The sequence below is a fragment of the Cytobacillus oceanisediminis 2691 genome (assembly GCF_007678455.1).
Classification (GTDB): Bacteria; Bacillota; Bacilli; order Bacillales; family Cytobacillaceae; genus Mesobacillus; species Mesobacillus oceanisediminis_A.
On sequence record NZ_VEEP01000009.1, the window covers coordinates 111,803 to 138,782 of the forward strand.

Annotated in this window: 26 protein-coding genes and 1 other annotated feature (1 of these 27 only partly in view); of the genes, 5 read left to right on the forward strand and 21 right to left on the reverse strand. The window is 42.0% G+C overall.

The window, feature by feature from the left end:
* Positions 1-9 precede the first annotated feature (9 nt).
* On the forward strand, positions 10-780 hold the full coding sequence (gene yidC, locus FS736_RS17695; RefSeq protein ID WP_144479705.1) for a membrane protein insertase YidC: 771 nt from the start codon (positions 10-12) through the stop codon (positions 778-780).
* 415 nt (positions 781-1,195) lie between these two features.
* Positions 1,196-2,914: a ribosomal protection-like ABC-F family protein gene (gene abc-f, locus FS736_RS17700; protein ID WP_144479707.1), complete on the forward strand. Its 1,719-nt coding sequence runs from the start codon at positions 1,196-1,198 to the stop codon at positions 2,912-2,914.
* 95 nt (positions 2,915-3,009) lie between these two features.
* Here abc-f and FS736_RS17705 read toward each other — a convergent pair whose 3' ends face one another.
* The 9 genes from FS736_RS17705 to FS736_RS17745 form a co-directional block, all read right to left on the reverse strand.
* A complete protein-coding gene (locus tag FS736_RS17705; protein WP_144479709.1) occupies positions 3,010-3,588 on the reverse strand; it encodes a GNAT family N-acetyltransferase in 579 nt (192 codons plus the stop codon).
* Positions 3,589-3,753: 165 nt separating this feature from the next.
* Positions 3,754-3,960, reverse strand: a complete 207-nt coding sequence (locus FS736_RS17710; RefSeq protein ID WP_144479711.1) for a DUF6501 family protein — start codon at positions 3,958-3,960, stop codon at positions 3,754-3,756.
* Between the two features lie 70 nt (positions 3,961-4,030).
* The gene (locus FS736_RS17715; protein WP_144479713.1) at positions 4,031-4,234 is read right to left on the reverse strand and encodes a hypothetical protein; all 204 of its coding nucleotides are present in this window, start codon (positions 4,232-4,234) and stop codon (positions 4,031-4,033) included.
* A 252-nt stretch (positions 4,235-4,486) separates the two neighbouring features.
* Positions 4,487-5,155 carry an SOS response-associated peptidase gene (locus FS736_RS17720; RefSeq protein ID WP_144479715.1) on the reverse strand — a complete coding sequence of 223 codons (669 nt, stop codon included), beginning with the start codon at positions 5,153-5,155 and terminating at the stop codon, positions 4,487-4,489.
* A gap of 115 nt (positions 5,156-5,270) precedes the next feature.
* Positions 5,271-5,540, reverse strand: coding sequence for a hypothetical protein (locus FS736_RS17725; RefSeq protein ID WP_144479717.1), 270 nt, complete (start codon positions 5,538-5,540; stop codon positions 5,271-5,273).
* Positions 5,541-5,714: 174 nt separating this feature from the next.
* Positions 5,715-6,266, reverse strand: a complete 552-nt coding sequence (locus FS736_RS17730) for a GNAT family N-acetyltransferase (protein WP_144479719.1) — start codon at positions 6,264-6,266, stop codon at positions 5,715-5,717.
* Positions 6,267-6,504: 238 nt separating this feature from the next.
* Entirely contained in the window at positions 6,505-8,145 is a 1,641-nt protein-coding gene (locus FS736_RS17735) for an AMP-binding protein (protein ID WP_144480037.1), read from the reverse strand.
* Positions 8,146-8,293: 148 nt separating this feature from the next.
* Positions 8,294-8,863: an FAD-dependent oxidoreductase gene (locus tag FS736_RS17740; protein ID WP_144479721.1), complete on the reverse strand. Its 570-nt coding sequence runs from the start codon at positions 8,861-8,863 to the stop codon at positions 8,294-8,296.
* Positions 8,864-9,170: 307 nt separating this feature from the next.
* A complete protein-coding gene (locus FS736_RS17745; RefSeq protein WP_144479723.1) occupies positions 9,171-10,304 on the reverse strand; it encodes an MBL fold metallo-hydrolase in 1,134 nt (377 codons plus the stop codon).
* Between the two features lie 299 nt (positions 10,305-10,603).
* On the opposite strand from FS736_RS17745, the gene sda reads away from it, so the two are divergent.
* Both sda and FS736_RS17755 read left to right on the forward strand, forming a co-directional pair.
* Complete coding sequence (gene sda, locus FS736_RS17750) at positions 10,604-10,738, forward strand: sporulation histidine kinase inhibitor Sda (protein ID WP_144479725.1); 135 nt, start codon at positions 10,604-10,606, stop codon at positions 10,736-10,738.
* A gap of 606 nt (positions 10,739-11,344) precedes the next feature.
* Positions 11,345-12,151, forward strand: a complete 807-nt coding sequence (locus tag FS736_RS17755) for an NERD domain-containing protein (protein ID WP_260983642.1) — start codon at positions 11,345-11,347, stop codon at positions 12,149-12,151.
* Positions 12,152-12,822: 671 nt separating this feature from the next.
* On the opposite strand, the gene odhB is transcribed toward FS736_RS17755, so the two are convergent.
* The 5 genes from odhB to FS736_RS17780 form a co-directional block, all read right to left on the reverse strand.
* Positions 12,823-14,112, reverse strand: a complete 1,290-nt coding sequence (odhB, locus tag FS736_RS17760) for a 2-oxoglutarate dehydrogenase complex dihydrolipoyllysine-residue succinyltransferase (RefSeq protein ID WP_144479729.1) — start codon at positions 14,110-14,112, stop codon at positions 12,823-12,825.
* Positions 14,099-16,954: a 2-oxoglutarate dehydrogenase E1 component gene (sucA, locus tag FS736_RS17765; RefSeq protein ID WP_144480039.1), complete on the reverse strand. Its 2,856-nt coding sequence runs from the start codon at positions 16,952-16,954 to the stop codon at positions 14,099-14,101. The genes odhB and sucA overlap by 14 nt, the downstream gene beginning before the upstream one ends.
* A 274-nt stretch (positions 16,955-17,228) precedes the next feature.
* Entirely contained in the window at positions 17,229-17,465 is a 237-nt protein-coding gene (locus FS736_RS17770; RefSeq protein WP_144479731.1) for a hypothetical protein, read from the reverse strand.
* 125 nt (positions 17,466-17,590) lie between these two features.
* Positions 17,591-18,658 carry a tRNA 2-selenouridine(34) synthase MnmH gene (mnmH, locus tag FS736_RS17775; protein ID WP_144479733.1) on the reverse strand — a complete coding sequence of 356 codons (1,068 nt, stop codon included), beginning with the start codon at positions 18,656-18,658 and terminating at the stop codon, positions 17,591-17,593.
* A 142-nt stretch (positions 18,659-18,800) separates the two neighbouring features.
* Positions 18,801-19,379, reverse strand: a complete 579-nt coding sequence (locus FS736_RS17780) for a hypothetical protein (RefSeq protein ID WP_144479735.1) — start codon at positions 19,377-19,379, stop codon at positions 18,801-18,803.
* Between the two features lie 400 nt (positions 19,380-19,779).
* On the opposite strand from FS736_RS17780, the gene FS736_RS17785 reads away from it, so the two are divergent.
* The gene (locus FS736_RS17785; protein WP_144479737.1) at positions 19,780-20,379 is read left to right on the forward strand and encodes an SAM-dependent methyltransferase; all 600 of its coding nucleotides are present in this window, start codon (positions 19,780-19,782) and stop codon (positions 20,377-20,379) included.
* Positions 20,380-20,490: 111 nt separating this feature from the next.
* Here FS736_RS17785 and trpA read toward each other — a convergent pair whose 3' ends face one another.
* From trpA to trpE, 7 genes are read right to left on the reverse strand one after another with little or no spacing between them, the layout of a single operon-like run.
* Positions 20,491-21,261: a tryptophan synthase subunit alpha gene (trpA, locus tag FS736_RS17790; protein WP_144479739.1), complete on the reverse strand. Its 771-nt coding sequence runs from the start codon at positions 21,259-21,261 to the stop codon at positions 20,491-20,493.
* Positions 21,261-22,466, reverse strand: a complete 1,206-nt coding sequence (gene trpB, locus FS736_RS17795) for a tryptophan synthase subunit beta (protein ID WP_144479741.1) — start codon at positions 22,464-22,466, stop codon at positions 21,261-21,263. The genes trpA and trpB overlap by 1 nt, the downstream gene beginning before the upstream one ends.
* Positions 22,456-23,085: a phosphoribosylanthranilate isomerase gene (locus FS736_RS17800; RefSeq protein WP_144479743.1), complete on the reverse strand. Its 630-nt coding sequence runs from the start codon at positions 23,083-23,085 to the stop codon at positions 22,456-22,458. The genes trpB and FS736_RS17800 overlap by 11 nt, the downstream gene beginning before the upstream one ends.
* Positions 23,075-23,869, reverse strand: coding sequence for an indole-3-glycerol phosphate synthase TrpC (trpC, locus tag FS736_RS17805; RefSeq protein WP_144479745.1), 795 nt, complete (start codon positions 23,867-23,869; stop codon positions 23,075-23,077). Before trpC ends, FS736_RS17800 begins: the two co-directional genes overlap by 11 nt.
* Before the next feature lies 1 nt (position 23,870).
* Complete coding sequence (trpD, locus tag FS736_RS17810; RefSeq protein ID WP_144479747.1) at positions 23,871-24,896, reverse strand: anthranilate phosphoribosyltransferase; 1,026 nt, start codon at positions 24,894-24,896, stop codon at positions 23,871-23,873.
* The gene (locus tag FS736_RS17815; protein WP_144479749.1) at positions 24,880-25,482 is read right to left on the reverse strand and encodes an anthranilate synthase component II; all 603 of its coding nucleotides are present in this window, start codon (positions 25,480-25,482) and stop codon (positions 24,880-24,882) included. The genes trpD and FS736_RS17815 overlap by 17 nt, the downstream gene beginning before the upstream one ends.
* Entirely contained in the window at positions 25,466-26,860 is a 1,395-nt protein-coding gene (gene trpE, locus FS736_RS17820) for an anthranilate synthase component I (RefSeq protein ID WP_144479751.1), read from the reverse strand. The genes FS736_RS17815 and trpE overlap by 17 nt, the downstream gene beginning before the upstream one ends.
* A gap of 57 nt (positions 26,861-26,917) precedes the next feature.
* Positions 26,918-26,980, reverse strand: a binding site (T-box leader) (it continues 192 nt past the right edge of the window).

Genomic DNA, 26,980 nt, shown 5'->3' on the forward strand with positions numbered 1-26,980 from the left:
AGGAGAAAAATGAAAAATCGATTCACCATAATGATAGTACTTCTATTATCGACACTATTAACTGGTTGCCAGGCTATGACAAGCGAGGGATCTTTTTTCCAGACAACATTTATCAATCCATTCGCTTGGCTGATCCACTTTTTTGCAAGCATTACAGGAGGAAGTTATGGCCTTGCGATTATCTTGATTACAATGCTCATTAGACTCGCGCTCATGCCTCTTATGCTTAGACAGTATAAGAACCAGCAGAATATGAAAGAAAAAATGGAAATACTGAAGCCTGAAATGGACGAAATACAAAAGAAACTTAAACAAACAAAGGATCCTGCCGAACAAAGGAAGCTACAGCAGGAAATGATGGGCCTTTACCAAAAACACGGGGTGAACCCACTATCTGTCGGCTGTCTGCCAATGCTCATTCAGATGCCAATCCTGATGGGGTTATACTATGCTATCCGCGGATCTGCTGAAATAGCCAGCCACTCTTTCCTCTGGTTCAATCTCGGGCATTCTGATATATGGATCACAGCAGCAGCCGGAATCATCTATTACCTGCAGTTTAAGGTATCGATGTCAAATGTTACAGAGGATCAAAAAAAGCAAATGAAACTAATGGGGCTCATGTCACCAGTTATGATCGTAATGTTTTCATTAAATGCACCATCCGCACTTCCCCTTTACTGGACGGTAGGCGGGATTTTCCTTATTGCACAAACACTCCTTGGGAGAAAGATTTATGGCAAGAAAGAAAATACCATTAAAGTTGAACACCAGCTTTAAAATCTGAATGGCCCGGGATTGACTTTCCTGGGCTTTTCTTATGCCCATATACCCTTTTCTGAGAAGTGGAATAATATGGTTGACACCTGCGGATTTATGGAGTTATACTTTTACTTAATTAAAACCGAAGGGAATGGTAAAGAGCCGATGAAATACTAATCTTATTTTCTGCCCGATTTTTCTAATACGAAAAAACGCGTGCCTGGAAATAGGATTAGTCTGCCCAATTTGCCATTCCCCGCCGATTTATACGTCCAAACTAGCATGAAGCCCAACAGGGGCAGCCATGCCTATTTCGGCGTTGAATCTGGTCTGAATGCCGAGCAGAACCTTCCAGGACACCTGGGGGGTTTTTTTAATGGATATAATACTCACCTTCAATCATTAATCACAAAATGAAAGGTGGAATATTATTATGGCAATCATGAAAATAAGAGGAATTCAGAAAAGCTTTAATGAAAAAATGGTGATCCAAAAAGCGGAGTTTGATATAAAACAAGACAGCCGGATCGGCCTGGTAGGCAGCAATGGGGCCGGCAAAACAACATTGGCCAATCTAATCAATGGTGAATTCCCCGCTGATAAAGGGAGCATCGAAACGTTTAACGGCGCTCTAAAAATCGGCTATTTAAAACAATCTACAGAGCAAGCATTCCTTGAAACCGAAGATGCATATTCCCTGGCGGAAAATGGCCTCTTCCATCATTCAAGCCAATTAGGACTCACAAAGGAAGTTGATTTGTTCAATGGAAATTGGAGCAATTTAAGCGGCGGTGAAAAGCTGAAACTTTCGCTTGCTGGTGTCTGGGCCAGCAGGCCAGAACTGCTCATACTGGATGAGCCGACTAATCACCTTGACCTTCAGGGCGTTGAATGGCTGATTGAGGAACTAAGAGCTTTCAAAGGAGCCATTGTAATTATTTCTCACGATCGATATTTCCTGGACAGAACCGTTTCAGAAATCATTGAAATGGAAGATGGCATAACCAAAACATTCACTGGTAATTATTCGGCTTACCGTCAGGAAAAGGAAAGATTGTATCAAGTTCAGCTGCATCAATACGAATTGCAGCAAAAACACAAACAGCAGATCCAGCAGCAAATTGCCAACCTCAAGGGCTGGTCTGATAAAGCGCATCGGGATTCGACGAAACAAGGTACAGCTTCGGAAAGAAGGCAGATTGGCTATAAGGAATACCATCGGATGAAGGCAAAGAAGATGGATACTCAAATAAAATCCAAGATGAAGCGCCTGAACCAGGAACTTGAAAAGGGTGAAGTAAAACAGCCTAAAGAGGAATCCAGGGTACACTTTGAATTCCAGGACAGACGAAAACGCGGGAAACGGATTATTGAAGCCGCTGACCTATCAAAGTATTTTGGCCATCGCTGTTTGTTTGATAAAAGCTATTTTTATGTGAATCATGGTGAAAAAATGGGATTGGTCGGCCAAAACGGTAGCGGCAAAACAACCATGATGAAAATATTGCTTGGTCAAGAAAGCGCATCTTCAGGTGATGTTTGGCTCAGTGAATCTCTGAAAATTGGCTATCTAAGCCAGGATGTTTCTGACCTCCCTGCTGAAAAAACGGCAATGGAATACACAGGACTTACAGACCGCGAAGCAATCGGCAGAGCGAGAACGATTTTTGCTAATATCGGTCTCCACGAAGAAAAGCTTACCGTTCCAATCGGTCAATTAAGTCTTGGAGAGAGGACAAGAGTGAAGCTTGTCATGATGCTTCTTGAAGAACTCGATTTGCTTCTCCTGGACGAACCGACTAATCATCTCGACCTTGCGAGCAGGGAGAGCCTCGAAAAAACTTTATTGGATTTTCAAGGGTCGCTTCTGGTTGTTTCACATGATGTTTATTTCCTAGAGAAGATCACCGAAAAACTATTGGTGATTGAAAATGGGAAAATAACCAGAAAGGAATTTGGCATGCGGGAGTATAATGAGGCAAACACACGCAAGGATAACGATAAGGAAAAAGCAGAACAACTGATGGTCCTCCAGAATGAAATCAATGCTATTATCGGCAGACTTTCGTACATGACTAAAGATGAGCCCGGTTACGAAGAACTCGACCAGAAGCTTGCAGAGCTATTTAGGAAGAAAAGGGAATTGGCGTAAACCATTAAATGACAAAAAAGCACCATTTGGTGCTTTTTTGCTTGTGCACACTCCCTATGAATAAGCCTTCAGAGAATCAGAACTGCCAGCGCCATCTATTTCATCTTGTCCAGCAGCATAGGTTTCAACTGTAACCACTCATCTTTGATGATACTGAAGACAACGGTATCCCTTACAAAGCCATCGGCGATGATACGATGTTTCCGGAGTACACCTTCTTTATTGGCACCGAGACGGGCAATTGCAGCTTGGGAACGTACATTCCTTGAATCAGTGCAAAATTGCACCCTGTTTACATCGAGATTTTCAAACGCATACTGAAGCATCAGGAATTTTGTTTCTGTATTCACTCTTGTTCTCCAGTAATCTGGATTGTACCAGGTCCAGCCTATTTCCAATGATTTATGTACCTTGGAAAGCTCAAGATATCTTGAGCTGCCAATGATCTTATCTGTTTGTTTCTCTACTACCGTGAATGGAATTTGTGTCCCTTCACCCTTTGTTATCATCGCGGCCTCGATAACCTTTTTCATATCTTCCTTGCTTTGTATCTTTGATGCTGTAAATTCCCAGATTGACTGATTCTTGCCCGCTTCCCATAAGTCATCCAACTGGTCGGGTTTCATAAGAATGAGTCTTACTGTTTCTCCCTCAAGCGTGAGCCTATCGTCCATCTTCCCCACTCCCTAACAATATGTATTGCATAATCATATCATTGAATAATATGTTTCAGGAGGGTTTTTTCAAAGTTTTCTATTAAATCTTGTGTTCATGATACAAGCACTTTGCATAACTTATTTACAAACAGAAACTGCCCAGTAAACTGGGCAGCCTTCGTCTTACTTCACTTCTTCAAAATACTCTTTATAATATCCGCCAACTTTACCGGAATTGTCGACAATGAAGTAAAACTCTTCCGTTTCATTTTTCACGTCATACACTTTTCCTGTTGTCAGCTTTTGATCGACGATGTATTTTTTTGCATTCGTATGAACGCATTTAAGTTTCTTTATCGTTTCACGTTCATGCCAGTTTGTATGGATCATCCTATGCCACTTCCCTTAATTGAATTTCATACTATATAGTATAAGGATAAGGTGATCGAAAAGGCAATACTCAGCTGGCATTCGCTGCATCACCAGCGACCCGCAACCCGCGGATTTCTGATTTATCAAATGTCATGGTTTCACCTGTAATCACATTTTTCAGCGTTATATAACAAACATCACAAATGATATCTTTTCGAATATATTGTAAGAAAGATAGCCGTTCATTCTTATAAATCAGCTCATAAAAATCAGTTTTGGAAAATCCCTTCATGTTAACCCCTCTTTCCAGGATGTTTTCATCTTGGTGTTTGGCTGTGAGTATCTATACCACCATCAAGACTTGTATTAAACATCCGGCGAAAAAGGTAAATTTTTCTTAAGATTTGCACTTGTTTTTGTACAGGCTCTTTTTTTAATATTAGCATCTTTCATACCCATGGTCTTTTGGCATTCTAATTGAGACACACATCAATATGATAAACGACACTTTAAATATCATTGAGTAAGTACGAATCAGTATCCATTATAGACTGTTTAATGGTGCAATAAGTTCTTTACCCTCATTTTTTGCAGAGTTGATTTCAGTGGATACCGCGTAAGATTCCATCTCCCCTGCCTCATAAGGGACCAAAAGTTTTTTTAGTTCATCAGTGTTATCTATTGAACGGTCAAGCCACATTCCAATCCTGTTTTCCGGGAGAATGACAGGCATTCTGTCATGTACCTTTTCGGTGACTTCATTCGGTTTTGTCGTAATGATTGTACAGGAAGTAATGCTCCTTCCACCTTTATTCCAGCTTTCCCACAGTCCTGCAAAAGCAAAGGGCTTCTTGTTTTTCAAGCCAAAACGAAAGGGCTGTTTTTGTTTCCCTTCTTTTTTCCATTCGTAAAATCCATCAGCCAGTATCAGACACCGTCTTTGTTTCAGCGCCTGCTGGAAGCTCGCTTTTTCATCGACTGTCTCAGCGCGAGCATTGATCATCCTGTAACCGATTTTCTCATCATCTGCCCAGAAAGGGATCAGCCCCCATCTCATCCTCGTGCCAACCCTGCCTTCCCCCTGATCAACCACTGTCAGAATGTCCTGACCGGGAGCAATGTTGTATCGGGCATCTATGCCCTCAGGGAATTCGAATTGAAATTGTCCCTTCAGTGAGTTTATGTCTTCAAACAAAGAAAACCGTCCACACATTCTGTCTTCCTCCAATCTTTATACTGTTCTTATCATTCCCTTTGCTTTTCAGAAAGTAACGTATTCCTTCATATAGAAAAAAATAAGCCCAGCTTCTATTTTAAGCCAGGCTACTTTAAACGTTCTTTGGATCTATATTCTTTTTGATTTTCGCTTTGAGCGCGATATTTGCCGCAACCAGGAAAGGAATGAGCGATGCTATTGTAAACCCAAGGGCATAACCTGATATACTTTCATTCAATACATGATCATTAATATCCAATCCCAAAAAGCTTACCCTTATCCCATTTCCATCCACATGGTTAATGACCGACCACAGTTCGAGCCCTTTAAATAAAAATAAAACACTTATGGTTGTCAGTAATAAAACCAATAGCCATTTCATGCGACCAGAACCCCCATTTTCTCATTCCTGCAGCTACAGGTACAAGTATATACACTATATTATAGGGAGTAATGGTATTAAATAATATACTACCATTGGAGTTGTAACAAAATGTTCAAAAAGATGTTGTAAATTTCGTAATTACGTGTATATAATTTGCTAATTTACACTTTCTTATTTTTGAAAGTTCAGGCGTCCCATTATAAGCATATTATAACATTTTCCATCGGAGAGCTTTTTATCATTATTTAGGATTCCTTCGACTTCGAATCCAAGACTTTCATATAGCTTCCTTGCACCTTCATTTGTTTCCATTACATTCAAAGTCATTTTATGTATACCACTTTCATCAGCCCATGATACCGATTCCTGCAACAGACTTTTTCCAATGCCAAAGCCCCAGAACTCCTTTAAGACTCCTACACCAAACTCAACCTTATGTTTGAATCTCTTCAAATCCGTCCCTTCACACCTCGAAAAACCAACAAGCTTTCCATCCATTTCCGCCACTAAAAATATATTTCTCTCGCTATCTGAATCCGCTTTAATTAATGATTGAAAGCCTTTTGGATCAATAAACGCTTCACCAGGTTCACGGTCTAGATTTTCGGTTTCCCCATCAATTTGCAGCCTTAATTCAGATAATGCCTCCCCATCTGCCTCAACAGCTGATCTAATCGTATAAGTCAGGTTTTTAACACTCTTTATTTTTCCGGTTATTAGCATCGTTTACCTCCAAAAATTTCCTGCTTTACGATTTTAATCTTTTCAAGATGAATTGTACATCATTTTAAATTTTTTATTTCGGCATAAATTGATTGGTTATCGAATTATAAATGCCAGGTAATCCATGAAGAGAGCCCGGCAAGATTCCATAAACCAGGACTCCGGTTTTCCTTAGGGTTAGTTAGGAAAAAATTATCAATAGAAAAGGAGGGAATCTATTGATTCCATCCCTTCTCATTTATACTCTTTTAAATTGTTCCACGGCTTCCATAGCTTGTTCTCTTAGCTTGAATTTCTGGATCTTCCCCGAAGCCGTCATAGGGTAGCTTTCAGTGAATTCAATATATCTCGGGATTTTGTGTTTTGAGATTTTGCCTTTGAAGTATTCTTTGATTTCACCTGCTGTAGCCTTCTCACCCTCTTTCATGATGATCCATGCCATCACTTCCTCGCCATAAACACTATCAGGTATTCCAACCACCTGGACATCAAGAACCTTCGGATGGCTGTATAAAAATTCTTCTATTTCACGCGGGTAGATATTTTCCCCGCCTCTGATGATCATATCCTTTAATCGCCCGGTCACGCGGCAATATCCATTTTCATCCATTACTGCAAGATCACCCGTGTGCAGCCATCCTTCTTCATCGATCGCCTCCCTGGTTGCATCGGGATTTTTGTAATATCCATCCATGACATGATAGCCTCGTGTGCATAATTCACCCTGGACTCCGCGTGGAACCTCCTCCATCGTGCCAGGTTTGACAATCTTCACTTCAACCTCCGGAAGTGCTTTTCCGACTGTTTCTACCCTTAATTCTAGCGGATCGTTCGTTCTTGTCTGTGTGATGACCGGGGAAGATTCAGTCTGCCCATAGGCAATCGTTATTTCAGAAGCTCCCATTTTCTCATTCACAGCTTTCATCACTTCTATCGGACAATTCGAACCTGCCATGATGCCCGTCCTCAACGATGACAAATCATATTTTTCAAATTCTGGATCATTCAATTCGGCAATGAACATCGTAGGAACCCCATGAAGTGCAGTACACTTTTCTTTTTCGACCGTTTCCAGGACTGCTTTTGGGCTGAATTCCTGAACAGGAACCATTGTTGCCCCTACAGTCGCGCAGGCAAGTGTACCCATCACGCAGCCGAAGCAATGAAAAAACGGTACCGGGATGCACAGCCTGTCCTCATCAGTCAGCTTCATAGCGGAAGCTACATTATATGCATTATTCACAATATTGCTGTGGGTGAGCATGACACCCTTCGGAAAACCTGTTGTGCCCGAAGTGTATTGCATGTTGATCACTTCACTCTGCTTTAACGTAGCCATCTGCTGGTCAAGCTCATCTTCAGAAACACCATCCGCCATGTCCAGAATATCCTGCCAGCTGTATGTACCAGGGAAGCGTTTTTCACCCATGACAATGACATTTTTTAAAAATGGCAGTCGGGCGCTTTCAAGCTTTCCAGGTTCACTCGTTTTCAGTTCAGGAACAATTTCATATACCATATCAATGTATGAAGCATCCTTAAACTGCTCCATCAGAATGATTGTTGTCGAATCTGACTGCTTTAGCAAATATTCCAATTCAGCCGTCCGGTAGTTCGTATTGACGGTAACCAGCACCGCTCCCATTTTCCCTGAAGCAAACTGTGATACCACCCATTCTGGAGTATTGGAAGACCAGGCAGCAATATGCTCTCCTTTTCTAACTCCCAGCTTCATCAGTCCCCTTGCAGCTTTCCTGCAAAGTTCATTGAATTCCTTGTAATTCAACCTGAGATTCCTGTCTGCATAAACAACAGCCTCATGTTCAGGATATCTTTTTGCTTGTACCTCCAGTAACTCCCCTACAGTATATGGCAGCAAATTCCCCATCCTTTAACCTCCTTAAGTTTAATTATGTAAGCGTTTACCACTAACTATATCACCTAAGTTTGAATATTCAATTTTTTTGAAATGTATTCCTTCCTTTTTCCTGAAAAAAATAAAAAAACAGGGAGATTTCCCTGCTTTATCATTTGTCATGCCACATATAGGATTTACCTGTCTCTGCAGACACAATTGAAATGCCTACAGAGGCACCGTGCCCGGATGCGATGACGGACTGACTTGACAAGCCTGCAAGCAAGCTCGTGATATATAGATTCGGAATATGGGTTTTTCCGTCCGGATCGATACCGAGCACCTTTTTTATTTTTCCGCTGGGCACTTTCTCATTAACAGCCAGTTCAAAGCCAATGCTCTCGAGAATGGAAGTCTGAATATTTGTAGCAACCACAAGATACTTCGTTTCCAGCTTTCTTCCGTCCGCCAAGGATACTTCAAAGGCACTTTCCTTCTGTTCAACAGATTGTACTGTTCCCTCAAACCATTCAGCCCCAGCAGCAACAGCTTGTTCCTTGATGTTTCCGAGCAGCTCTGGTCCAGTAATTTCTTTAATTCCAGGATAATTAAACACCTTTGAAACCTGCTTAATCTGGGATTTTCCAGAATCGATGACCGCGGTGTCCAATCCTCCCTGGGCAGTATAAATGGCCGCAGAACCACCTGAAATCCCGCCGCCAACCACTAAAACATCCAACATAGATATACCTCCCGAATTTCGTTTACATCTTTATGTATCCTCCCTAACCTGACAGGGAGGCTTAAAATAATTTAGAAATCAAATAAATGACTCCTGCCAGGAGCCATACGTACGTGGCTGGTCATATAGGAGGAAAGCCTGAAAACTTCCCCTGTCCTTCATCACCTGTACGCTTTGGTCCGATTCCTCAGGAACCGCCAGCACAATGATTTGTTTTATTTTTTTCTTCTTCCAAAAATTCTCACCTCACATGCTTTATGGTATAAACCAATAAAAAGAGGAAAGCAGTGCTCTCCTCTTTTATTTTTTAATGAGTGTGGTGGACAGCGCAACGGTTAGGACCGATCTCCAGCTCCATTGCTTCTTCTGCTGTCACTTCTTTCACACCGCGGTTGATTGCAACAATATCTTCAAAATTTGGCGGTGTCTCGCTTGATGCGGATTGTGCTACATGGTCGACAAACTCCTCGATTGTCTTGCCTGCCATGATTTCATTTTGCTTGCGGATCAAACCTAACTGGCTTCCAATGAAACCTTCCGCATTCACCTCGTCGTCAAAAGCAGCATAGTGTCCTGGCAAAACAATCACGTCATCTGCAATTTGCGATACCTTGCTATACACAGTATCATACAGGTCTTTTGCCCACTCTGCAGCTTTACCGCCAAGATCTGGACGGCCAAGACCGTTTACGAAGATGGTATCTCCGGAGAATAAAAGTTTATTATTCACGAAAAACGAAACACTGCCAGGGGTATGCCCAGGCGTTTTGACGGCTAATACTTCGAGTATGATATTCTCAAATTCAATTTTATCATGCTGTTCCAGCGCTTCAAAGTCAAATACTGCGCCTTCACTCTTCATTAAATAATATTTTGCTCCAGTTATATCAGCCAGTTCCTTGCCGCCAGACAAATGGTCAGCATGGAGATGTGAATCGACGATGTGAGTGATTTTCACATTTTCTTTTTCAGCAACGTCTGTATAACGGTTTGTGAACCTTGAAGGGTCAACAACAAGTGCCTCGTTTTCAGAAAGGACCATGTATGACAGGCAGCCTTTTCCAACACGGATGAACTGAAGAACTTTGATTTCGTCATCCTTAAATACTTCAACCGGATATAGATATTCGCTCCATGACTTCATTCCGCCGGAAAGGTATGATACTTCGAAACCAACATCAGAAAGCATTTCAGCTACCATGACTGAAGAGCCTTCCTTAGCGCAGATAACGACGATATCCTTATCCTTAGGAAGCTGGTCAACAACCTCTTCCACGCCGTCAATCAATTCAAAGTAAGGGATATTGAGGTAATCAATATTCTCACCCTCAACCTTCCAGTCTTCAAAGTCTTTAACATTTCTTACATCAAAAATGAAAAAATCCTTCTTGCTAACTACCCATTCATTTAGTTTTTCAGCAGTGATCGCTTGCATACCCATTTTAAAATTCCTCCCTGTATAAAAGATATGTCATGGTACCAGATCCCCATCCGATACCCTTATGGGTATATAATAAATGGTTGATAATAAAATTGCAAGCTTTTTTTGTTTACTAATGTGCGAATGGTGTTTTACCTATTAGATCAGGCAATGGATCGATTGTCTTTTGTGAACAAGAAAAAATTGCTAAAAAAAATTCTTCATAATGGGTTTTCAAATACTTAATAAACCTTTACAATGAATGAAACTATACAATATAGTTTGAAAATTCAATCCATTCTTACCGAGGAGGAATGCAAATGAAAATTATGAGCAATGAACAATTGGTGGTCTCGTATCGTGATGCATTAAAGTCGGAAAGTGATAAAGAATGGGCAAAGGTTTTAAAAACCGAAATATCCAAAAGAGGACTCAAGCCATTTAAAAACCGTTAAACCGAATTGGAAGACTGGCGAAAGAAGACCTACGAAAGAATGTCTAGTAACAACGCAGCTTGATTTATGGTGGAAAAGTAAACAATTGAAAAGCCTAATGACCATTGCCGCTTGTGAATTGGAATTGAAAACTGGAATATTGAAAAGAAACTAAGTGACAGCGCTGTTTGTGAATTGGATTAGAAAACTGAAAAAATGGAAAGTACCTTATTGACATCGTCGCTTGTGATTTGGAATTGAAAACTGACAAAAAGAAAAGTACCTTATTGACATTGTCGCTTGTGATTTGGAATTGAAACTGACAAAAAGAAAAGTACCTTATTGACATTGTCGCTTGTGATTTGGAATTGAAAACTGAAATAACGAAAAGTACCTTAAGAAAATCGCCGCTTTGCTGCCTGATTGGCAGTGGAGCGGTTTTTTTTGTCGGATGTTGTTAACAAAAAATTCACAAATGTCTGTGAGCAATTAGCTTACAATAAAAATATAGAAAGGAAGTGGACCATGTTACTTAAAGTACGCACCGAGCCATTGGAATTATTAACATTAAGGTATTTGAACAAACGAATGGATTTGCCCTCAAATGAAAAATTCAGGTTGAAGTCTATGGAAAAAGGTTATACAGGCGAATTGATATTCGACAGGATGACCGAAAGCCTATCGGAAGAAAGGTATATCATTGACGACCTGCTCCTCCAGGTGAATAATTCATATTTCCAGCTTGATAAAGTGATCATTTCCAAGGATGCGGTTTATCTTAACGATGTGAAATATCACGAAGGAGATTATTATATCGATGGAGAAAAATTGTTATCCTTCAATAGCGGAAGAGAGCAAAAAAACCCTGTCATCCAATTAAAACGAAGTGAAACCCTATTCCGTCAGCTGCTCCAAAACTTTAACATGGACCACCTCGTCCGTGCCTCCGCCGTCTTCGTCAACCCTGAATTCACCCTTTACCAGGCCCCCATAGATCAACCAATCATTCTACCAACACAAGTAAAAAGATTTATTAAAGAGCTAAACAACACACCCTCTGCATTGGACAAGAGCCATCAGAAACTAGCTCAAACCCTGCTTTCAATGCATCAAACTAAAAATCCATATTCCACTTTTCCAAATTACAAATATGAACAGCTGGAAAAAGGAATGCATTGCCGGGAATGTGGGTCATTGAATACTGAGGTAGATCATTACGACCTCGTTTGCGGAAAGTGCGGAACACATGAAAGAATCGAAAAGGCGATCCTGCGACATATAGAGGAAATCAAGGTACTTTTTCCTGAAATAAAAATCACCACACAAAATATTTATGATTGGTGTAATGGGAAGGTTAGTAAGAGGACATTCTTGAGAGTTTTGAAGAAGAACTATAAAACAGTTGGCAAGACAAAAGACGTATATTTTGAATGATTGCTGAGTTGGTGACTATCTGGGGTTTAAATCCTAAGGTTAGACACGGTTCATGACAGCTTAGCGGCTTCAACCTCCAAACCTGTCAAAATAACATCACTTTCTTGACAGCTTAGCGGCTTCAACCTTCAAACCTGTCACAATAACATCACTTTCTTGACAGCTTTGGCGCTTCATCCTTCATACCTGTCAAAATAATATCGGTTTTTTGACAGTTTAGCGGCTTCCTCCTCCAATCCTGTCAAAATAACATCACTTTCTTGACAGCTTTGGCGCTCTCTCCTCCAATCCTGTCAAAATAACATCACTTTCTTGACAGCTTTGGCGCTCTTTCCTTCAAACCTGTCAAATTAACAACACTTTCTTGACAGCTTTGGAGCTTCATCCTCCAAACCTGTCAAAATAACATCACTTTCTTGACAGCTTTGGCGCTCTTTCCTTCAAACCTGTCAAAATAACAACACTTTCTTGACACCTTTGGCGCTTCATCCTCCAAACCTGTCAAAATAATATCGGTTTTTTGACAGCTTAGCGGCTTCATCCTCCAAACCTGTCAAAATAACATCGATTTCTTGACAAACTTCACAGCTCCAGAGTTCGATCGCTAGCCACCGCTCAATTCTCAAATAAGACGAAAAGCACTGCCAATCTCGGCAGTGCTTTTCCAATACTTATCCCTGCAACAACAATGATTCTGGGTCTTCCATGAGCTGTTTAATGTGTTTCAAGAAGGTAACTGCTTCTTTTCCGTCAACAATCCTGTGGTCGTAGGATAGGGCGATGTACATCATTGGCCTGTTTTCCATGCGGTCCCTATCGATTGCTACTGGACGAAGCTGGATGGTGTGCATGCCAAGGATTCCTACCTGCGGGCCGTTGAGGATTGGCGTTGATAGCAATGATCCGAACACGCCTCCATTTGTGATCGTGAAGCTTCCACCCTGAAGGTCTTTCAAGGATAACTTGTTCGATCTCGCTTTTTCGGCGAGATCATTGATGTCGCGTTCGATCTCAGCAAAGTTTTTCCTGTCGGCATCCCTGATTACTGGGACAACCAGTCCTTCATCTGCAGCAACTGCGACACCGATGTCGTAAAATTTCTTCAGGACAAACTCGTCACCCTGGATTTCTGCATTCAGATACGGTGTCTTCTTCAATGCTGCGACAACCGCTTTTGTAAAGAAAGACATGAAGCCTAGGCGGACATCGTTTTCTTCAAAGAAGCGGTCCTTCCACTTCTTTCTCAATTCCATGACGGCTGTCATGTCGACTTCATTGAAGGTTGTTAGCATGGCTGCTGTTTGTTGTACCTCTACCAGCCTATTGGCGATGGTCTGCCGTCTTCTTGACATCTTGATGCGTTCAAAGCGAGTATTATCCTCATTGGCAGCAGCTGCGGGTGCCGCTTTTTCCGGCCTGTTATTTGCAGGCTTGTTGTCTTCTGGCTTTTGCTGGTTAGGGGTATACGATTCAACATCCTGCTTCCTGACTCTTCCAAGTGGATCCTGAGAAGACACCTGGTTCAGGTTGATCCCCTTTTCCCTCGCAAGTTTTCGTGCTGCAGGAGAAGCAATAACCCGGCCCTGACTGTCATCATCTGCAGAATGTTCTTCCCTGCCAGCTTGGTTTTCAGGTTGTGCGCTCTGAGTTTGTTGATTTTCAGCAGGTTCATCTGGGGATTCAGCTTCCTTGCCCTGTTCCTCAGCTTTGATCTGTTCTCCGCCAGCTTGTTCACCTACAACTGCTATGGCTTCCCCAACTTTAACAGTATCGCCTTCTTCCGCAAGCAGTTCTGTCAAAACTCCATCATAATCAGAAATAATTTCCACATTGACTTTATCCGTTTCCAGTTCAACGATATATTCACCTTTTTGGACTTGGTCACCCTTTTGTTTCAGCCACTGGGCAATCGTTCCTTCGGTAATTGATTCAGCGAGTTCAGGAACTTTAATTTCTGCCATTGTCGTTTCCTCCTCTATTTGTCTTAGTCAGTGCATCGCGAACGATCCTTGCTTGTTCCAACTTATGGGTATTAGGATCTCCTTCAGCCGGACTGGACCTTCTTCTGCGTCCGATATAGGCTACTTTGATTTCTTTTGGAGCCGCTTCATTGATCCGCGGTTCAACAAATGTCCAGGCTCCCATATTTTTAGGTTCTTCCTGGACCCAAACGACTTCTTTTAAGTTTGGATAACGGCCTAATATTTCTTTTAGCTCATTCAGCGGGAAAGGATAGATTTCTTCAACTCTTAGCACATGCAGCCAGTCATTGTCCTCACCACTTAGTTGCTCTGCAATATCGATGCTCACTTTTCCGGAACATAACACGACCCTTTCCACTTGCTCAGGTTTAGACCCAAGTCCAGGCTGTTCGAAAATTGGCTCGAAGCTTCCTTCAGTCAGTTGTGTTGGGTCTGCCGCTACCAGCGGGTTCCTTAACAGACTTTTAGGTGTCATCAACACGAGAGGGCGAACCGATTCCTGTTTTAAAATCTTTGCCTGCCTCCTGAGGATATGGAAGTATTGGGCCGCAGAGGAAAGATTGGCAACAGTCCAGTTATTTTCTGCGGCTAAAGTTAGAAATCTCTCAACCCTGCCACTCGAATGTTCTGGTCCCTGTCCTTCATATCCGTGCGGCAAAAGCATCACTAGACCTGATTTCTGTCCCCACTTTGCCCTTCCAGCTGCGACGAACTGATCAAACAGGACCTGAGCAGCATTCGCGAAATCTCCATATTGAGCTTCCCAGAGAACCAGGGTTTCGGGAGCAAAAACATTATAGCCATATTCAAATCCCACAACTGCCGCCTCAGATAAAGGGCTATTATGGATGGAGAAAGAAGCCCTGGCATCCGGCAAAGTATGGAGCGGCGAGAATTGTTCCCCGCTATTACTGTCATGCAGCACAAGATTTCTTTGGGCAAACGTTCCGCGCTCTGAATCCTGACCTGTCAATCTTACTGGCGTCCCTTCTTGTAAAATGGAAGCAAAGGCCAGAGTCTCGGCGAGGCCCCAATCGATTTTTCCGTCTTCAGCGAATGCATCCTGCCTTCTTTGCAGGATTTTCGCCAATTTATTGAAAACATTGAAGCCTTCCGGCCATTTAAGAAGGTCACTATTAATTTTCTTCAAAATCTCTGCCGGTACCCCTGTATTGATCCTCGGAATGCCCATTTCAACTACTTCTGGAATATCAGGCTCTCTTTTAACCTCTTTCTCTGCTTTTGGAACTTTTTCATTGGCCGCTTTCAGGGTTGAGTTTATTTTATCTTCTATTTCTGCCCGTTTTTCTTCAGTGAACACACCCTGAGATACGAGCTTTTTCCCGTAAAGCTCCTTGACTGTTGGGTGATTGTGGACAAGCTTATACATTTCCGGATTGGTTGTCATTGGTTCATCCATTTCGTTATGGCCGAATCGTCGGTACCCAATCAAGTCAATCAAGAAATCTTTGCCGAATGTCTTCCTGTATTCAAAGGCCAGCCTTGCTGCCATCAAACAGGCTTCGGGATCATCGGCGTTCACATGGATGATTGGTATTTCATATCCCTTTGCAAGGTCACTGGCATACCTTGTTGATCTGGAATCCATGGATTCTGTTGTAAAGCCAATCGTATTGTTTGCTATGACATGAACAGTTCCGCCGGTCTTGAATCCGTGCAAGCGGCTTAAATTCAAGGTTTCCGCCACAATTCCCTGTCCTGGAAAAGCCGCATCACCATGAATCAGGATAGCCATCGCCTTAACAGGATCATATTTTGCATATCCGGGGAGATTTCGGTCATCCTGCGCTGCACGTGTAAAGCCTTCAACAACCGCGCCGGCGAATTCAAGGTGACTTGGATTATTGGCAAGTGTCAATCTTGCATTGGCGGTAGTACCTGATTTGATTTTACGGTCAATTCCCAGATGGTACTTTACATCTCCAGTCCATCCAAAATTGATTCCAATCGAGCCTTCAGAAGGCACCAATTCCTTGTTTGGCGCATGCTGGAATTCGGCAAAAATCATCTCATACGGCTTACCTAAAACATGGGCAAGGACATTAAGCCTTCCCCGGTGAGCCATTCCGATATTAATAGTCTCAACACCATTATTTACCGCTCCGGCTATAACTTCATCCAAAAGCGGCACCATTGCATCAAGGCCTTCGATTGAGAAACGTTTTTGCCCAACAAACGTCCTGTGCAGGTATTTCTCGAAGTTTTCGACCTCTGCCAGGCGCTCAAATAAGCCAATCTTCCTTTCATCTTCCACCTGTGGAATCAGTGCTCCTGATTCTACTTTGTTCCTTAGCCACTCTTTTTCATCTAATTGATTTACATGCTCAAATTCGTACGCTATTGTACTGGAATATACTTTTTTCAGATATTCAAAGGCTTCTTTTCCAGTTTTTACAGCAGGAGGAGCACTTGGACATATGAGATCTACAGGGACCATGTTTAAGTCTTCTTCGGCCAGTCCCCACTTTTCCAGGCCTTCCAGCACAGTGTCTAAACTTCCTGACTGTAAAGGGTAGATATTTGCAGATAAATGGCCGTTCGAACGAATATAATCTGCATATCTCAGTACGGCGGCGATTTTGGCTGGATTTCCAGACGTATATGCTGCCGTTGACTTCGGAAAATTGACATCTTGATTTGCTGACATTCTCTTCTTAGAGTTCTGTTCAAAATATGCCTTCATCTCAGGATCTACCGCATTTGGGTCTTGCAGGTACAATTCATACAATTCTTCCACATATCCTTGATTGGCCCCATAAAATCCCGGCCATTCTGTACGTTCCGTAACAGGCTTTTTCATCATATAACCCCCTTGCTTTTCGTAAAGTATGCTAATTATTTGTTACCCTGTCGTATTCTTTTTTAACGGTAAAATCAAAGAATAATAATATAATTCAGATATCAAACGGTTACATTGATATTTTAACATGATATTTTCTTTTAACCAAAGGTTTTGACTATCACTATAGTGTTAAATAATTTCCCGGATTTTATTATTTCAAAAAAATTTACACAATAAAAAAAACCGGTGGTTACCGGTTATAGGTTAAAAATATATAAAGACATTCATATTCTTAAAGATTCATCATGGTGACATACATGTTCTTCGGCGCAAAAAGGTTATTTCTTTTTTCTATTTGATTTGCCTCAATCATTTCATTATGTTCAACAGGCAATTCACTGTGACCACAGGTAATGCTTTTTTGGAACCTTGAACCTGCATTGAATATGTCGACTCCATCATTATTGGTGAATCCAACGCCTTCTTCATGCATTGAAAAACGATGATGACAAGTTTTTGATTCGCTCATATTCCAGCCTCCCACGAAATAGTCCCTTACTATATTATATATCAAATTATCTAAATATTCAGTGATAAAACTCATAAAGAAAAGGAAAGCAAAATAATTGCTCTCCTTACTTAATTACCATTCCATCAAATTTTTAAACCACTATTGGAATTAGTAATAGCGTGTGTGATTTTTTTCTCAAGTTGCTCCAATACATCAGGCGCATCAGCATCGATTTCATGAAAGGGACCTGAATACTCCTGAAGTGCATGTCCATAACGTGGGTCATAATAATGAATTAACAGGATTTCAATCAGATCCAGATAATTTTTTTCTTTCAAGGCAACTTGAAGTGATGTTGCCGCATCCTGGGAAATCCGCCTAAGAAGCTTGGTGACTTTTTCTTTTACTTCTTCTTCAAACCAGGCTTCTTCTTTAAAAGGATGTACATACTCATCATATATACGCTGAACCCTCTTGGGAATTGAACTTTTGACAAGGAAATGAATCCCCTCGGACTTTTTGGCAATCATTTCATCAGGTTGGGCAGCCCGTCCAATTCTCTTGCTTTCTGCCTCAATGATAAAGTAATTCGCTCCTTTTATTTCATTCAGTCGATCAAATAGCAGTGCATCGAAGGTTTTTTGGTTGTGGGCTTCACCCATCCCAATCATTCCAAAAATCGATCCCCTATGGTTGGCCATTTGTTCAAGATCGACAACAGGATAGCCTTTTTCCTGCAAAGCTTTCAAAAGATCTGTCTTTCCTGTCCCTGTCATCCCGTGCAAAACAACTGCCTTTTGAGGTAATATTTCGGGGATTCTTTCCAAAATATACTCCCGGTAGGCGCGATATCCGCCCTCAAGCCGATAGGATGGTATTCCTGCATATTCGAGGAACGAAGCAACGGACCGGCTTCTCATCCCGCCTCTCCAGCAATGAATGATAGGCTCAGCACCGGTCTTTTTCAGTTCTTTTATTTCACCAAGAAGACGTGGCAGCTTCGGGGATACAATTTCCATCGCCCGCCATTTAGCTGCTTCCTCTCCTGATTTTTTGTATAGAGTGCCAATTTCCTGTCTTTCCTCATCGGTAAACAACGGTATATTCACAGAACCGGGTATCGCTGATTCCTTATGCTCAATTGGCGCTCTAACATCAACAGGGATATATTTACTTGAGCTGATTAATTCTTGTACAGATATGTCTTTCATTTTTCCAATTGACCTCCATGGTCCATAAAGTAAAACTGCTTCTATTATTTGAAAAATAGTTCTAGTTTTACTCTTAAATCTTTTTTAATAAACTCCATCGTATCATATTTTGGGAAAGAAAAAAACCGCAGTGCGTCTGCGGTCAACACGAAAACTCAATTCCAACGAGTTTGCTGAGGGCCTTGCAAAATTCCACCCATTCCCTTGGAAAAGCTTCAAGGCCTTTACTTTCATAGGTCTTTCCTTTTGTATTAAGAGTAACTGACCAGCTGGTACCATCGACGACAATTCCCTCTGTGTGGTAATCATCCTGCCAATCCCACAACTTAAACGAATACAGCAGTTTTTTGAATTCTAGCAAACTGCCATAGTTTCCCGTCCTTAGGGGCCCAGGCGCTTTTGAATCAAGATGCCATTCAAAATACGTGAAGATATTTCTTTTAAAATCTATTCTTACTCTCATCTCAGGCCCAGGATAACCATGCAGTACTACGGTCAGCAGCATTGGTTCTTTGTCAGGCCTGATGGATACAGTGTCGTCATTTAAAACGAACCATTCAGTATTCCTGCTGATCAATGTTTTAATATAAGAAGGTTCAAGAATCGGATTTCTGTCGCGGACCAGGTTTGGTGCCTGCTCATTCATTTCCTCACATATGACTGGGATCGTTGCGTTTCCCTTTTCCTGGAGTATTGTGAGAATCGCCTCGTATATTTTCATATCGGTCAACTTCCTTTGTAATAACTAAATATTTCGTCTTTTATCTTCCCATGTGTGCAACACTACTTTAAATAAAGTATATATAAATATAATGATAAAGTACTGTAACAAATCGCACGTTTTTGTAAAAAATAACGATGGTCAGCCGTGACAAAAATAGTCATATTATTACCATGCTCGACTTATCTTTGTAGTTTATTGTCAAATCCTGCGCTTTCCCGAGAAATAATTTTCAGAATAAATTGAAAACACCGGCAATTTATATATTTTTCGGTGCGATTTCATCTATTAATGACTGTAATCCTAACTTCTCAAACTGATTGGAATGAGAAGGGTGAGTTTAAAAGGAAACGAAAACTGGTATTAAAGAAAGGAAGAAGTACTTCAGAGGTGAGATAGAATGATTGATTCAATTGCAAAGCAATTTGAGAAGCCTAAAGGAGTCCTTGGAAAACTCGCAGGGACTGTCATGTATTTTGAAAACAGAAAAATAAATAAGTGGAGTATCAGGAAGCTTCATGTCGAAAAAAATGACCGTATTCTCGAGATTGGATACGGACCTGGATATGGAATTAAGACATTGATGTCAAGCTACGGATCCATTTTAGTGGATGGAATTGACTTATCGGATAAGATGAGGGATGAAGCCACAAGGAGAAATAAAGCATGGATTGAAACTGGTAAAGTCCACCTTACCACCGGTGATGTAGCCGATTACCAACCGGATCATTGTTACAGTAAAATAATCTCTGTCAATAACTATCCCCTGTGGGAAAAACCGTTAATTTCGTTGAAGAGATTATATAAATTACTCGAAAGCCGAGGAAGGATCGTCCTCACTGTCCAGCCGCGTGAAGAAGGATCCACCGACGATACAGCAAAACAACTAGGTGAACAAATGAAAGAAGATTTACTTAGCACTGGTTTCGCAAATCCGGAAATCTCTTTTTTAAAAGTGAGACCTGTGTTGACAGTATGCGTCACGGCAGAAAAAAAGTAACCGCTGCTCTAAAATCAAGCAGCGGTTTTTTCTGTCAATCAATGCCGAATTTGCTTTCTATTTTTCATTCCTTGGTACGCTTTGGGTAGCATTACAGACATCCACTTGAAATCAAACACTAATTTTTTCAGCAGAAAGAACTAAATTCCTAATTTTTTCCAAATCATTTTGTTCAAATAAATCAATGATCTTACTGCCTACAATCACGCCATCACAGTGCCTGCAAACTTCCTCGACTTGTTCTTCAGTTGAGACACCGAATCCGGCTAAAACTGGGACGGGGCTCTCACTTTTAACAAAGGACAAGAATTCAGCAAGATCTTCACTGAACTTGTTTCGTGACCCTGTGATTCCAGTAACTGTTACAGCATAGATGAACCCTGCCGCACTTTCAGCAATCTTCTTTATTCTTTCCTTTGGCGTCGTTAAAGTGACCAGCCTGATCAGGGATATATCATTCTGTTTAAAAGGGGCAAGGACCAATTCTTCTTCCTCAAGCGGGAGATCCGGAATGATGCAGCCAGAAATCCCGGCATTTGCAGCATCAACCGCAAAAGCTTCGATTCCGTACGCTACTACTGGATTTGCATAGGTCATTAATATCAATGGTATTTTGATCTCCGTTTTATATGATTTAATATCTTTCAGCACCTTTTTAACAGTGATACCCCGAGCAAGCGCCCGGATGCCAGCTTTTTGGATGGTTGGACCATCAGCAACGGGATCGGAAAATGGAATGCCGATTTCAATCGCGTCTGCTCCGGAGTCCTGAAGGAAGAGCAATCTCTCCTTGAGTGCTTCCAATCCTCCGTCTCCTGCCATTATATAAGGTACGAAAACCTTTTTTCTTTTTTCAGTCAGGGCTTTTTCGATCCTTTCCATTACTCCATTCCTCCCATTAGATCTTTAATCGTCTGTACATCTTTATCACCACGTCCAGATAAGCAAACAACGATGTTTTCATCTTTGCTCATTCCGGCAGCGAGCTTGACCGCATACGCGATCGCATGCGCGCTTTCAAGTGCCGGGATAATGCCTTCAAGCTTTGACAGAAGCTGGAAGGCTTCCAGCGCTTCTTCGTCTGTAACGGATTCGTAATTGACTCTGTTGATATCATGAAGATGACTATGCTCCGGTCCAATACCAGGATAATCCAGGCCAGCTGAGATCGAGTGAGCCTCTTGTATCTGCCCGTCATCATCCTGAAGAAGGTACATCATTGCACCATGCAGGACTCCTGGCTTCCCTTTTGTTAATGATGCTGCATGCTTGTCAGTTGCCAACCCCATTCCTGCCGCTTCAACCCCGTAGATCGATACGCTTTCATCTTCAATGAACGGATAAAACAGGCCAATTGAGTTGCTGCCTCCGCCAATGCAGGCAACAAGGGCATCAGGCAGCTTACCTTCTTTTTCGACAAACTGCTGCTTCGTTTCCCTGCCGATCACACTTTGAAAATCGCGGACCATTTTAGGAAACGGATGTGGCCCCATCACGGATCCCAGAATATAATGGGTGTCTCTGACGTTTGTCACCCAGTATCTCAGTGCTTCATTGACTGCATCCTTCAGCGTTCCGCTCCCGGCATCGACACTGACCACTTTTGCCCCAAGCAGTTCCATTCTGAAGACATTTAATTGCTGGCGCCTGATATCCTCTTTTCCCATGAAGATGACACATTCCAGATTCAGCAAGGCACAGACTGTGGCTGTGGCAACCCCGTGCTGTCCTGCTCCGGTCTCGGCGACGATCTTTCGCTTGCCCATCCTGACCGCAAGCAGGGCCTGACCGACTGTATTGTTTATTTTGTGGGCTCCTGTATGATTCAGGTCCTCACGCTTTAGATGAATTTTGGCCCCGCCGGCATGCTCGGTGAGATTGCCTGCCAGGTATAAGGGTGTTTCCCTCCCTACATAATCCTTCATTAACTTTTGCAGTTCTTCTTGAAAATCCTTATCCACCAATGCACGGTTATATTCTTTCTCCAATTCCAGTACAGCCTCCATCAGTGTTTCTGGAACGAACCTTCCGCCATAATTCCCAAAATGTCCTTTTTCATCCGGCAAATTATAAGTATTAGTTGACATACTTCTCTTCCTCCCCCGCATTTTTTGCGTTATTTATAAATTCTTGTATCTTTGCAAAGTCCTTTTCCCCGTTTGTTTCAACACCGCTGCTGACATCAACCATCATGGGATTGACCTTTGAGATCGCTTTGCTGATATTCCCAGGGTCCAATCCACCCGCTAAAATTATATTCTTCATTGACTTGCCGATTGCTTTAACCAGATTCCACTCAAAACTCGAGCCGTTTCCTCCTCGATATTCCGTTGGAGGACTGTCAAGAAGGATATAGTCAGCTTCGAGTGCATCAATTCTCTCAAGGTCTTCCAATGATTTAACGGAGACAGCCTTAATTATTGGCAGCCCAATTGACTGATAGTCAGCTGGAACTTCATCTCCGTGAAGCTGTATATGGGTGAGTCCTACAAACTCAGCAATTCGCTCTATTTCTCCAGCATCCTCGTTGACAAATACTCCTACCTTCCAGACATGTTCCGGTATAGTTTCAATAATCTTTTTTGCCTCTAAAGCCGTAGTTTGCCTTTTGCTCCTTGCAAAAACAAAACCAAGAGCGTCAGTTCCGCATTCAACCGCGTGCAGTGCTGCTTCCACCGTTCTTATTCCGCATATCTTAACTTTCATGATAATTCCTCACGACTGGAACAGTGAATTTAGTGAAGGTTTCCTTAAGATCGGCTGAAGTCATGAATGTCTCCCCAACGAGTACTCCGTTTGCACCAGCCGCTGCTGCACGGACGATATCGCCCCTAGTTTTCATGCCGCTTTCACTGATCAGCAATGCTCCTGCTTTTTTAACAAGCGGTCCAAGCTTCTCGGTATTTTCAAGATAGACCTCGAATGTTTTTAAATCACGATTGTTGATTCCGATGACTTGAGCTTTTATATTAATAGCCTTTTCCAGGTCTTTTTCGTCATGGATCTCAACAAGGCACTCCAATCCTTGTTCAGAGGCATATTTGTATAGCTCTGTAAGCTCTTCAAGGGATAATGCTGAGGCGATAAGCAAAATGACATCTGCTCCTGCGAAACGGGCCAGATCTATTTGAATTTTATCAACGATAAAATCTTTACAAAGAATTGGCAGGTCCACTGCTTCCCTTACTTTTCTCAAGTCGCTGAAAGATCCCTTAAAACCTTTTTCATCTGTTAACACCGATATAGCAGATGCACCAGCCCGGGCATAAAGTTTAGCTTGCCGGGCAGGATCCAATGAAAGATTGATGTCTCCTTTGGAGGGTGACGCTCTCTTAAATTCAGAAATAATGGCAATATTTTTGGCTTCCCTTAAAACCTTGATTAAGGACCTAGGCGGCAATGATGATTCCTTAATATCCATTTCAGCGTTCTTCAACTCTTCTACTTCCACTCTTTTTCGTTCTATGATTGAATCAAGTATTGTTCCCATCTCAACCTACCGCCTTTTTGTTTCGATTGCTGATGCTGATTAAATTCTCCAGTTTGGCCAGTGCCTTGCCTGAATCGATGCTTTCAGCCGCAAGGTTCACTCCGTCCAGTATCGTTTCCGCCTTCCCGGCTGTATAAATTCCGAGGCCCGCGTTCAACAGCACGGTATCCCGATGTGCCCCTTCTTTACTTTTAAGAACCTGCAGCAGGATTTCCGCATTATCCCGTGCATCACCACCCCTGATCCTGCTGTTATCATATACTGGCAAATTCACTTCTTCAGGCTGGAGTTTGAAACGATCGATTTCTCCTTCTGAAACGATGACCAATTCGTTTTCACCAGCAAGAGATGCTTCATCCATTCCTCCAGCTCCATTAATGACAATGGCCCGTTTCCTGTTGAGATTAGATAGCACATGGGCAAACTTATCGAGCATATCCCTGCGATAAATTCCAAGCAGTTGGTAATCAAGATGTACTGGATTCGTCAATGGCCCAATTAAATTAAAGATCGTCGGGATTTTCAGATCCCTTCTTACCTTCATGATTTGTTTCAATTTTGGATGGACGTGTGGTGCAAAAAGGAAGGCAATTCCATTCTGTTCAAGGATTTCTTCTGTTGCTTCTGGAGAGAAGTCAAGGCTGACACCAAGAGCCTCCAACACATCTGCGCTTCCAGTCTTGCTCGAAACGCTTCTGTTCCCATGCTTTGCTACTGTTATTCCAGCTCCGGCAATAACGAATGCCGAAGTAGTGCTGATGTTGAAGCTTTTGGATCCATCCCCTCCTGTTCCGCAATTATCAAGAACATTCGGTATTTTCTTTGTAAAATTCAGGGCATGAGTCCTGATTGCTTTAACTAATCCCGAAACCTCCTCTGCTGTTTCACCTTTGGATTTAAGGCCGGTTAAAAAAGAAGCAATCTCAGAGTCAGTCGTGTCCTGTGTGAAAATTCCCCGGACAGCTTCCTCCATTTCATGTTCCAAAAGCGATTTTCCTTCGACCAGCTTTTCAAGATAATGTTTCATAAGTTAAAATCTCCTTTCTGATTTCGCTAAGAAAATGGGCTAAAATCTGCATTCCACTCTTTGTTCCGATTGATTCTGGATGGAATTGAAGTCCGTATAAATGATAATCTTTATGCTTGATTGCCATGATTTCATCGTCATCAGCTGCTTGGGCAAGCACCTCAAAAACCTGATTCAGGGTCAGGGGATCGATCACTAAAGAGTGATATCTCATTACGTCTGGATGCTCCTCCAGATCCTTCATGAGTGAAGTTCCGTTATGGCGGAGCGTGGATTCCTTTCCATGTCTGATTTTTTTTGCCTTGATTATTGAACTGCCAAATGCATGTGCGATTGCCTGATGGCCAAGACATATTCCCAGGATCGGGATGTCTGACGCCAGTTGTTTAACAGCTTCAACGCAAATCCCTGCTTGTTCCGGCCTGCCCGGGCCAGGAGATAGGACGATGGCTTCCGGTTCCATTCGTGCGATTTCCTGAACCGTAATTTTATCGTTCCGGACCGTTCTCACTTCAGCCCCAAGTTCACTGAGATACTGGTAAAGGTTATAGGTAAATGAATCGTAATTATCAATCAGTAGTATCATTGGCCGCCTCCATCAACGCTTTTAATTTATGGTTCGTTTCATCGAACTCTTTTGCTGGATCAGAATCATATACAATTCCAGCACCCGCCTGAAGATAACCTTTGCCATCCTTGATAACCAATGTTCTGATTGCGAGCGCAAAATCCATGCTTCCACAAGCAGAGAAGTAACCGACTGCACCGGAATAAACGCCTCTTTTTTCAGCCTCAAGATCGTTGATGATTTGCATCGCCCGAATTTTCGGAGCTCCTGACACTGTTCCTGCAGGCAGGCATGCCGCCAATCCGTCAATCGGGTGTGCACCTGCCAAGAGTCTCCCGCTCACCTCTGATACTAGATGCATAACAAACTGGTACCTCTCAACAGCCAGGAATTTATCAATTTTGACACTGCCGATTTCACATATCTTGCCTAAATCATTCCTCGAAAGATCGACGAGCATTTTGTGTTCTGCTAATTCCTTTTCATCCTGTTTCAATTCCAATTCAAGTTTTACATCTTCATCAGCGGAAATTCCCCTCGGCCTGGTTCCCGCAATTGGGTTGGTAACCATCGTTCCATCCCGGTATTTCACCAGGCTTTCGGGTGATGTACCAGCTACAATATAGTTTTCAAAGTCAATGAAGTACATATAAGGGGAGGGATTATCAATCCGCAGTTTTCTGTAAAATGAAAATGGATCTCCTTTTGCGGTTGCCGTAAGCCTTCTTGATAACACAACCTGAAAAATCTCTCCTTCTTCAATCAAAATCTTTGCTTTCCTGACTGATTCTTCAAATTCCTCTCTTTCTTGCGATGATTTAAACTCTGATAGTGAAAATGGATTGACAGGCTGTTTTGTAACTGGCGAATCAAGTTCCTTTTTACGACTCTTTATTTTTTCAGAAAGATCCTCATTGCTATATCCTGGAAAGGGAATGCCGATCAGGTTGATTTTTTGTTTAAGGTGATCAAATACGATGACTTCATTGAAGAACATTAAGTGCGCTTCTGGCATTGCGAGAGGGTCTTCCTTAAGAGGACCAATTTCTTCAAACTCGCGAATGAAATCATAGCTTACAAAACCGACTCCGCCTCCTATGAAAGGAATATCATGTTCAGGTTTTATTTGAGGAAGCAACTCTTTCAGCACCTTCGAAAATGAACCTGCTGCTTGCTCCCTGCACCCCTCTCTCACCAAATAGGTCTCGCCCTTTTCATTTAAAAGTTCATAAACGGGATCACAGCCAATAAAAGAAAAACGGCCGGAATCATGATGTTTATGGGAACTTTCGAGAAGGAATTTTTTCGTACCGGAAATCATTTGATACACGGATATAGGGGTTAATGTATCTCCCTCAATTTCCTCAATATAAACATCAGGTGTGTCTACTTTCATATAAACCCTCCTTAGAAAATAAAAAAGTCCCCTATACATGCACAGAAATTGTGCTGTATAGAGGACGATTACGATTGGACCGCGGTGCCACCTCTGGTTGGAACTCAAAAGTTCCCTCTC